Raw genomic sequence first — 9,241 nt, 5'->3', positions numbered from 1 at the left:
TGCCGACTAACTAAAATTGGTCAGTCAGCTTCCAAATCCGGAAGCGGGCTGACCAATTTTAGTTTTAGTAGTATTCAAGAAAAAACAACAAAGGAGCCTCAAAGAAATTAAGTGGCTTTCAAAATCGGGAATGTGCGCGATTTAAGACATCACGACAACGACGTGAGAAATTTCAGCGTATCTACCTGGTCAGCATAATCACGAACATCCGGAAACTGCGCTTCTCCAAATTTCACTGGCGAGCCTTCAATGTTATCAACTGTGCATTGGATCTTATCTTTCGATGCTTCCAGTTTCTGTTCCAACGCTTCGGGAGATGAATAGTACTCGTAGTACATAACCGAAATAGGAGAGACCAGCTTTTGATTTTCCTGGAGAATCACAAAGCCATTGTCGAGAAACGCGGTCTGTGAAACCAGGAGTATGGATTTTTGATAGTCGTAGTTGTTGGCGTATTTGTGGTGATTCACCACTTCGCGAAACGAATCCCATCCACGATAGATACGACCCAGGTCATAGCCTTCGGGCACGAAGAGCTTCGACACGTTGCGGCAACCCAAACCAAAGTAGGTGAACACGTCGATGCCTAACGTGGCGAGGTCGGCTTCAGATTCATTTCCTCTCAATACGGCCACTGAAGTTCTGTTCTTGCGAATGATGTGGGGATATTTCGCGAAGTAATATTCGAAGTAGCGCGAAGCATTGTCGCTGCCCGTGGCGATGATGGCATCGAAGCCTTTCAGCATATCGCCATAGGAAATGAGTGATTCGAAGCGCGGTTCAATTTCAATAAGTTGCTTCACCAGGAAGGAGATGAGCACACCGTCTTTCGAGCTTTTCTTGATGAGGATGGAATGTCCTGTGATGAGCACGCAAAGGAAATCGTGAAAGCCCACGAGTGGAATGTTGCCGGCCATCACCACGGCAATTTGCCGCGACGGTTGGTGGTCCAGTGTGTAGGCCGACGTCCATTGGCGCAGGCTTTCGGGTGTAAGAAATTTGGTTATTCCGCTAACGGCCATTCGTATAGACTCTTCCGTGAACCACGGGTTTTCATTTCGTGCACTCAATGCCAACGATTGAAGCGTTTCTTCGTCCAGATTTCCCAGAAACCGACCGAGTTCGCCAAAGGCCACTATTCTTTCTTCAACTTTCATATGTAGTAAACTTTTGCGACGGCAAGTCCGTTTTAAGAAATGTTTGGTGTATTTTTGTAAGATAAACGGGTCAAAAATAGAAAAAGCATGGCAATAATGATTACGGACGAATGCATCAACTGCGGTGCATGTGAGCCGGAATGCCCCAACACAGCTATCTATGAAGGCGGCCGGGAATGGAACTGGGCCGGGGGCACAAAATTAGAAACAGTAGAACTCGAAGATGGTACGGCAGTGGATGCTAAAACAGCACAGTCGCCAGTCTCCGACGAATTTTATTATATCGTTTCAGGAAAGTGTACGGAGTGTTCCGGCTTTCATGAAGAACCTCAGTGCGCCGCCGTGTGTCCAGTGGACTGCTGCGTGCCCGATCCTGACATGGTGGAAGTGAAAGAAGAACTTCTCGCCAAGAAGGCCTGGTTGCACCAGGAAGTAGAACAAGAGTAGGAGCGAGGTGCTGCCGGCATTGTTGTTTATATCTTGATTCACAAACAAGATCGCGATTGATGACATGATAAACGCATGGTTTTCGGACCATGCGTTTTTTTTGTGCCATCAAAAAATGCTCTCGCGCTAGCGCATTTTTTCGCGCTTGATCAGATAGGTCTGTAGAATAGTGTTGAAATCGCTTTGCACATCGGCTTCAATGAAGTCGATCTTGTATTGGTTGCAGCGCATTTTCAGCGCCTTGTGAAACCGGTCGGCTTCGGTCTTGTAGTTCAGCTTCACGTCGCCGGGATTCAGCTTCAGTTTTTCGCCGCTCTCCAGATCGATAAACTCCATGGGCCGGTCTTCGAAATTGAAGAGCAGTTCCGTTTGGTTGTCCATCACATGGAACACGATCACTTCATGTTTGTTGTGTTTCAAATGCTGAAGGGCCTTGAACAGGTCGTCGGCTTCTTCGCTGCTGTCGAACATGTCGCTAAAGATCACCACCAATGAGCGTTTATGAATTTTCTCGGCCAGTTCGTGCAGCACTTTGGCCACGTTGGTTTTCTGTTGCGTGGTGGAGGGTACGGTGTCGACGTCGTTCAACAGGGTGAGCAGTTTGCTGAGGTGTGTGCCCGACGACTTCACCTGGGTGAGCGTTTGCACGGCATCCGAAAACAAACAAAGCCCCACCGCATCACGCTGCCGGTGAAGCAAATAGCCCAGGGCTGCCGCCGCATATTTGGCAAACCTGATTTTGGCCTTGTTGGCCACCGGATAATACATGGATGCAGACGTGTCTATGGCGATAAGACACCTCAGATTGGTCTCTTCTTCATAGCGTTTGGTGAAAAGTTTGTCGGTGCGGGCATAAACTTTCCAGTCGAGGTGCCGGGTGCTTTCGCCTTCGTTGTAGAGGCGGTGTTCGGCAAACTCCACGGAAAAACCGTGGTAGGGCGACTTGTGCAATCCTGTAATAAACCCCTCAACTAGCTGACGGGCAAGCAATTCCAGGCTTGTATGGGGAGTGGTATCGTGGTAATTCAGCTTCACAATCGATTTAAAAAATGAAATTCGTTTTCCTTACCCTATTGTACGTTAACGGTCAAATACATGGTTAAACGCGCAATGGCTGTTTAAAATATGCAAAGGGTTGTTTGCAATGATTTCTCAAAATACTACCTTAGACTAAACCAAACTTAAATCTAACCTTAAAATTTGAAGGATTGTGGAAGAAAATAAGACAAGCGGCAGGGATGAAATTTACTCCGCGAAAGTAAAAGCCGGCAAGAGGACCTACTTTTTTGATGTGAAGGCGACCCGTTCCAACGACTATTACCTGACCATCACAGAGAGTAAGAAGCGTTTCAAGGAAGATGGATTTACGTATGAGAAGCACAAAATTTTCTTATATAAAGAAGACTTCAATAAGTTCATGGAAGCCTTGAACAGCACCGTTAATCACGTGAAGCATGAACTGATGCCAAACGTCGATTTCAGCCAGTTCGATCACGTTCACGAACGTGAAGAGGCAGAAACAGCAGAAACTGAAGTGTCGGCCGTGAAAACGCCCGGCGTGGACACAGAACTGAAGTGGGACTAAACCATTACTGAATGATACTAACCTACCTAATCTAAATCTGAAGGAGCCTCCGAGTAATCGGAGGCTTCTTTGTTTTAGGCCATTCTGCTAATCCCGTGGATTTAATCGCGCCGCGGGTATTCTCGGTACAGAATCTGCCCTATATTTGCGGCCTGAAATATTGACTTACACTTACTATGGGACTTCAGTGCGGTATTGTGGGATTGCCAAATGTTGGAAAATCGACCTTGTTCAATGCCATTTCCAACAACAAGGCCGAGGCCGCCAATTTTCCGTTTTGTACCATCGAACCTAACGTAGGCGTGATCACCGTTCCCGACGAACGGCTTAAGATCCTGGAAGAGTTGGTAAACCCCCAACGCGTGCTTCCCACGACCATCGAATTTGTGGACATTGCCGGCCTGGTGAAAGGCGCCAGCAAAGGCGAGGGCCTGGGCAACCAGTTCCTGGCCAACATCCGCGAGGTGAACGCCATTGTGCACGTGGTGCGCTGCTTCGAAAACGACAACATCGTGCACGTGGACGGCCGCGTGGACCCGGTGGCTGATAAAGAAATCATCGACACAGAATTGCAGTTGAAAGACCTGGAATCGGTAGAGAAGAAGATGTCGCGGGTGGAGCGGGCTGCTAAAAGCGGTGATGTAAAGATGAAGAAAGAACTTGCTGTTCTTCAGTTATTTAGGGAGACCTTGCTAGCGGGTAAAAATGCCCGTGTGCTGGGCGAATTGAGCGAAGAAGACAAGACCGCCGTGGCCGACCTTCAACTGCTCACGTCCAAGCCTGTGGTGTATGTAGCCAACGTGGAAGAGGACAACATTCACACGGGCAACAAGCATGTGGATGCCTTGAGGGCACACGTGAAGCTGGAAAATGCAGAGGTGGTAATGATCAGTGCGGCCATCGAGTCGCAGATCGCCGAATTGGAATCTATGGAAGACCGCGCCGTTTTTCTGCAGGAATATGGCCTCACCGAATCCGGATTGAACAAACTGCTTCGCGCATCCTATACGCTGCTCGACCTGATCACCTACTTCACGGCAGGCGAGAAGGAAGTGCGCGCCTGGACGATAAAACGCGGTTGGAAAGCACCTGCGGCTGCCGGCGTGATCCATACCGATTTTGAGAAAGGATTTATTCGTGCCGAGGTCATTAAGTTAGCTGATTATCAGAAGTATAAGACCGAGCAAGGCTGTAAGGAAGCCGGCAAAATGTCGGTCGAAGGCAAGGAATACGTGGTGGAAGATGGCGATATCATGCATTTTCGATTCAACGTTTAAAGATTCCTTACAAATCATTAGAACCTTCCTGTTTTTTTATTAGTTTTATAAACTGCTCATATTCAGTATTAAGCAGGCTTTTTGCTGTGGTAATTTTTTAACCCCATTTAAATTTTTTGGGTTTGAGAACCAGGATTATTTTTTCGCTGAAAAACAGGGGTGCTTACGTTCCATTTCACCATCAATACTTGCTCGCGCAGGTCATTAAAGGCTTACTCATTTTCGGCCCCGAAAAGAGTTACATCGAATTCAATCAGTACAACTTCTCCGGCCTCAAAGGTCAGACGAAAGTGAGCCGTAAAGGCCTTCACTATTTTTCTGCCAAAGTCACGCTGGTGTTTGCCTGTCCCGATAAGGCGTTCATGGACTACTTTCTGGCCCGTTTGTTCGAGCAGAAGGAAGTGATTGTGGGCAACATGCACCTGGTGCCCGAGTCAACAGAAGAGGAGGAGCCGGTGAAGATCACCGACGAGTCGCGCTTTCTCTGCATCTCGCCCATCGTGGTAATTCCGGCAACGTTCAACGACGAGAGCGGCAAGAAATTCGTGTCGCCCGAAAGCGACGAGTTTTCCGACTTGCTCTACGATTCCACGCTGTCGCGAATGGAGAGCACGGGCAAGTATACGGCCGAGCAACTGGCATCGTTCTATAAATTCCAGATCGTGGCCGACCACGACTATATCCAACGCATCCAGGCGTCGCATAAAAAATTCGCCCGCATCTATCCGCTCTACGACAACGACGTGAAGTTTGAAGTGCGTGGCTACACGTTCCCGTTCACGCTATACGCCGCGAAAGAAGTTCAACAATTCATTTACGAAAATGGCTTGGGATACTTCACCCACAAGGGATTCGGCATGCAGGATGTCGCCAACAACGACTCCATCCAGCGCACACCCCAACACGATTTGAACTACGCCTAGCGCGCATTTTTATCCAATCGCAGATAGCCGATCAACAAGTCGGCACGCGGTTGAAACGGCTTGTAGTAGACCAGGATTTCATAATAATTTTCGGTTTCAAAGTGCGTGCCCTCAAAGTAGTAGGGGGGCAACGTCGCCGATTTCACAAGGTATTGGTAGTCATACCAGCCTTGCTTCAGCAGCACCCGGGCCGTATAGATCGACTTGGCCGAGTCGTATTGCATTTTGTTTTCCGAATTCAGATTCCAGTAGTTGAAGCCGCCGGCCACATACACATCACCTTTCACGGGAGGGCTGGATAACGTGAAGTTCACGTTCACATAGTTGGTGAACGCCAGTTCTTTATAATCCTGGTTGCTGATGGCGAAGGCACCGTTCAGATCGTTGTATTGCGAGTAGGCTTCGTCTGCTCGTGTTTTGTCGCGGGCGATGTAGGCTTCGAAGGGCTTTTGCTTTTTGTCGACCAGGGCCACGTTGCGTCCCGGATAGTTGAGCGAGCGCAGGTCGAAAAAGCGAAACTCGTTTCCACCCCTGAACATCTTGGCTTCGTCGAAGAAGCGATACTCCAACTCCTTCTCGATATCGCGCACAAAGCTGGGCTTGACGTCGGTGGCCATGTTGTCCCACCGCTGGTTTTGTCGGATGGCCACATGCACGTCTACCAGCGGGTTAAGGATGTTGATGTTCTGGTAGTTGACCGTGAAGTTCAATTGCTGGTTCATGTTGGCAATGGAGCCTGCCCCGATGAGGTTGCCGTTGCTGGTGAAACTCACCTGCGAGTCATACACGAGGAAGCGTTTGGTGAGCACAATATCTTCTTTATCGCTTCCGCGGTAAACCATCAGCACATAGTTGCCGGGCAGCTTCACGCCGGGCAGGTTGAGCCAGTAGTGAACATAGGGAAGGTGTGTGTCGACCGAGAACTCGCTGTTGTTGAGGGGGAACTCGTTATACTGGGTCATGAAATCCAGGTCTTGCAGATCGGACTTGGTCCAGTCGTGGTTGCAATGAATGAGGCGTGCATAGTAGGTGTCGCGTTCGGCACGCAGGTCGTCGAATTGGAGCATGAGATTCCATTGACCGAGGGCGGTTGCGGCGGGTTGGTCGGGTGCCCCATCCGGGGTGAGGATGATTGTTTTGATTTGAGGTTCGTAGGCAAAATCCATCATCCTCAGCACTTTAGGATTGCTATCGGAATTGACCGAACTTTGGGCGATGGGGGTGCACGACGCCAGACCCAGGCACATCAGGAATAAATAACCGTATTTCATTGGTGCTAAAGATAAACCATTTCCAACTTTTCCGTTAGACCCAGTGTCTAAGATGCAAAATGGCGGAACGATAGGGTACATGCTCAGCGAACCGGAACTCATTGAGGGATGTCGCAAAGGCAACAGGGCTATTCAAAAAGCTCTGTATGACCGCTATTGCCGAAAAATGCTGGTGGTGTGTCTGCGCTACTCCAAGACAACGGCAGAAGCCGAAGACATTCTCCAGGAGGGATTTGTGAAAGTGTTTCAGGGCATCAAAGATTTCCGCCAGGAAGCAAAACTGGAAACCTGGATAACGCGCATTATGGTGAACACCGCCCTCAACGTTCAGCGCAAGAAACTTTATCTCTACCCGATGGTAGACGTGACGGAGGTGAACCTGCCCGAGGAAGAAATGAGCATCTCCGGAATCCACTTTACACAGCTACTCGAAATGATACAGGCCTTGCCGCAGGGTTGCCAGATTGTGTTCAACCTGTTTGCCATTGAAGGCTATAGCCATAAAGAAATTGCGGAGTCTCTGGGGATATCGGAGGGAACATCAAAATCACAATTTGCCCGCGCCAAGAGTTTGCTGCAGGCGAAGCTATTGAAAGAATCAACGTATTATGAACGATATGGAGAGGCGAAAATTTGAAGATGCCGTGAAAGACGCATTTTCCGGAGCCGAGGCCAATCCCAGCGAAAGCGTGTGGACCAACCTTGAGCTTGAGCTGGAAAAGGCGGATGGAGACAAGATGCGCCGGCGAATTGTCTTCTATAAGCTATTGGCCGCGGCGTCCATTGCTTTTGCTATGGCCGTGGCAGGCGTGGGCTATTATGCCATGCAGTCTTCTGCTGTTGGACCGGGTATTGCTTTTAACCAACCTACGCCGCCCGCTACGAACGACGGCGTAACTAATGAAAATACTTTACGTGAAGGTTATCAAACTACTGATAATGAGAATCCTGCATCAATGAATTCTGATGCGACCGTGACGGGTGCTTATCCTAAGTCGGACGAGGCAACTTCTGAAGCCTTGAAGACAGGGGATGTGCGCGATATCGATGTGTTGATTGCGCAGGCCCATACCCCGGAAGCTGATCATAAGCGTCAGGCCATCAATGGAAAAGAATCAAATGGATCTACATCTGTTGAAGGCTCGAATGAGGCGCAGTTGGCCTATGCGCGGGGCAATACCCCATCCGTTGAGAAGTCGAATGGAACAGCTGATGACGCAAACCTCGTTTCGCTGAAGGATAGGACATCAAATTCTGCTTCTTCCAATTCCTTAAGAGAAGGTGGTGACAAAGCGAGCCAATTGGCTTATGCTGATAAAGATAGGGCTGCATTGAATGGCAATAATGGAAATAGCGAACAAGGGAATGCTTCACCTGTAAAGTCAACGTCGAATGCCACGGCCCTCACTGGTGACGGAGCTGAATCGACTCAACTTGCTCATAATGAAAGTAATAAAGTGAGTGGAGCAAAAGAGGCCGACGGAAAAATTACATCCGGTACCTTAGTAAAGGCAACCCCATCTGTCAGCAAAGCATCGAATTCGGAGTCATCAATTGCTTTAAATAATGTTGATAAAAATTCAGATAATCAGATAATTAACCATGGTAGTGTGATCAATCCCTCGGCATCCGCCAAGACTGAAAACACGACCGTTGCATTTGCCGATCGGGCGCTTCCTCCTTTCTACAAAGGAAAGACACCAGTGTTGAAGTTTCCGGACAACACTCCGGACCCGGGACAATTGCTGTTGGCTAGATTGGCAGCGGAAGAGAAGGCCTATGCGGAGGAAGATAAGAAGGACGATAAAAAACGATCGGAACGCCTGTGGACTGCCGTGGGATTTGCAGCCGGTGGATTCAACTCTATTAATAGTAGTGTGACGCCCCCTCAAACATTCTCATCAAGTCTGGCGGCGTCTTCAAACGCGGCCGACAACTCTAACGTGGCCGACAAGCAGGCGAAGGCTTCGGGTGTGTCGTACTCGTTTGGTGTGAGCCTTGGGGCGAAGCTATCGAACCGTTGGGTGTTGCAGGGTGGGGTGAACTACCTCACGCAATCGTCCAACTACACGGCGAACACGGTGGTCGCTTCCGACAACTTTCAATCGCTCAAGGCCGAGTCGATCAACTCGTGGGGTGATGTGACGCAGCAGTCGGCCGATGCCTCGAGCCGCACGGGCGACAAAATCGCGCCAACGTTTCCGTATGCTGTGAACAACAGTGTGCGGTTCATGAGCGTGCCGTTGCAGGCTGGCTATCTGGTGGTGAACCGGAAGTTTGGATTGCAGGTGAACGCCGGTGTGTCGACAGATTTGTTTCTTCAGAATACAATAACTCCCGAGGGTGGCAGTTTAGATCAGACAACCCAGGGAAGAGGAGAGGATTCGCCGTATCGCTCAGTGAATTTTAGTGGATTGATGGGAACGGAGTTTAGCTACAAATTTGGTCAGCGCTATCGATTGGCTTTGAATCCGGGATTGCGTTATCCGCTCAACTCTGTATACAAGTCTGATCTCGGCATACAATCGACACCACTCACTTTTGATGTGGGCCTGAGATTCCGCTACATTTTTCACTAATG

General features: G+C 49.2%; 9 protein-coding genes. 6 read left to right on the top strand and 3 right to left on the bottom strand.

Annotated features, from left to right (window positions below):
* Window positions 1-149: 149 nt before the first annotated feature.
* Window positions 150-1,157 (bottom strand): acyl-CoA reductase, encoded by a 1,008-nt coding sequence (locus JI741_RS21485; RefSeq protein WP_202013324.1) that lies wholly within the window; start codon window positions 1,155-1,157, stop codon window positions 150-152.
* A gap of 87 nt (window positions 1,158-1,244) precedes the next feature.
* Here JI741_RS21485 and JI741_RS21480 point away from each other — a divergent pair, with 87 nt between their 5' ends.
* The gene (locus JI741_RS21480) at window positions 1,245-1,604 is read left to right on the top strand and encodes a 4Fe-4S binding protein (RefSeq protein ID WP_202013322.1); all 360 of its coding nucleotides are present in this window, start codon (window positions 1,245-1,247) and stop codon (window positions 1,602-1,604) included.
* A gap of 126 nt (window positions 1,605-1,730) precedes the next feature.
* Here JI741_RS21480 and JI741_RS21475 read toward each other — a convergent pair whose 3' ends face one another.
* Window positions 1,731-2,639 (bottom strand): DUF58 domain-containing protein, encoded by a 909-nt coding sequence (locus tag JI741_RS21475; protein WP_202013320.1) that lies wholly within the window; start codon window positions 2,637-2,639, stop codon window positions 1,731-1,733.
* Between the two features lie 175 nt (window positions 2,640-2,814).
* Between JI741_RS21475 and JI741_RS21470 the strand changes: the two genes are divergently transcribed.
* From JI741_RS21470 to cas6, 3 genes are all read left to right on the top strand, one after another.
* A complete protein-coding gene (locus JI741_RS21470; protein WP_202013318.1) occupies window positions 2,815-3,189 on the top strand; it encodes a DUF3276 family protein in 375 nt (124 codons plus the stop codon).
* 176 nt (window positions 3,190-3,365) lie between these two features.
* The gene (gene ychF / locus JI741_RS21465; RefSeq protein ID WP_202013316.1) at window positions 3,366-4,466 is read left to right on the top strand and encodes a redox-regulated ATPase YchF; all 1,101 of its coding nucleotides are present in this window, start codon (window positions 3,366-3,368) and stop codon (window positions 4,464-4,466) included.
* A 122-nt stretch (window positions 4,467-4,588) separates the two neighbouring features.
* A complete protein-coding gene (cas6, locus tag JI741_RS21460; protein ID WP_202013314.1) occupies window positions 4,589-5,389 on the top strand; it encodes a CRISPR-associated endoribonuclease Cas6 in 801 nt (266 codons plus the stop codon).
* On the opposite strand, the gene JI741_RS21455 is transcribed toward cas6, so the two are convergent.
* A complete protein-coding gene (locus JI741_RS21455; protein ID WP_202013312.1) occupies window positions 5,386-6,660 on the bottom strand; it encodes a type IX secretion system plug protein in 1,275 nt (424 codons plus the stop codon). The two genes, cas6 and JI741_RS21455, sit on opposite strands and share 4 nt — an antisense overlap.
* A 79-nt stretch (window positions 6,661-6,739) precedes the next feature.
* On the opposite strand from JI741_RS21455, the gene JI741_RS21450 reads away from it, so the two are divergent.
* Both JI741_RS21450 and JI741_RS21445 read left to right on the top strand, forming a co-directional pair.
* A complete protein-coding gene (locus tag JI741_RS21450) occupies window positions 6,740-7,297 on the top strand; it encodes an RNA polymerase sigma factor (RefSeq protein WP_202013310.1) in 558 nt (185 codons plus the stop codon).
* Window positions 7,269-9,239, top strand: a complete 1,971-nt coding sequence (locus JI741_RS21445; RefSeq protein WP_202013308.1) for an outer membrane beta-barrel protein — start codon at window positions 7,269-7,271, stop codon at window positions 9,237-9,239. Before JI741_RS21450 ends, JI741_RS21445 begins: the two co-directional genes overlap by 29 nt.
* Window positions 9,240-9,241 lie beyond the last annotated feature (2 nt).

The organism is Chryseolinea lacunae (assembly GCF_016735595.1).
Classification (GTDB): domain Bacteria; phylum Bacteroidota; class Bacteroidia; order Cytophagales; family Cyclobacteriaceae; genus Chryseolinea; species Chryseolinea lacunae.
Note: the sequence above shows the minus strand (reverse complement) of the source record. Positions and strands in the feature narration are given on the sequence as shown.

Excerpts from the sequence above, each read along its gene's own strand:
- JI741_RS21450 (WP_202013310.1), top strand. The coding sequence starts at position 6,740 with ATGCTCAGCGAACCGGAACTCATTGAGGGATGTCGCAAAGGCAACAGG.
- JI741_RS21480 (WP_202013322.1), top strand. The coding sequence starts at position 1,245 with ATGGCAATAATGATTACGGACGAATGCATCAACTGCGGTGCATGTGAG.
- JI741_RS21485 (WP_202013324.1), bottom strand. The coding sequence starts at position 1,157 with ATGAAAGTTGAAGAAAGAATAGTGGCCTTTGGCGAACTCGGTCGGTTT.
- ychF (WP_202013316.1), top strand. The coding sequence starts at position 3,366 with ATGGGACTTCAGTGCGGTATTGTGGGATTGCCAAATGTTGGAAAATCG.
- JI741_RS21445 (WP_202013308.1), top strand. The coding sequence starts at position 7,269 with ATGAACGATATGGAGAGGCGAAAATTTGAAGATGCCGTGAAAGACGCA.
- JI741_RS21455 (WP_202013312.1), bottom strand. The coding sequence starts at position 6,660 with ATGAAATACGGTTATTTATTCCTGATGTGCCTGGGTCTGGCGTCGTGC.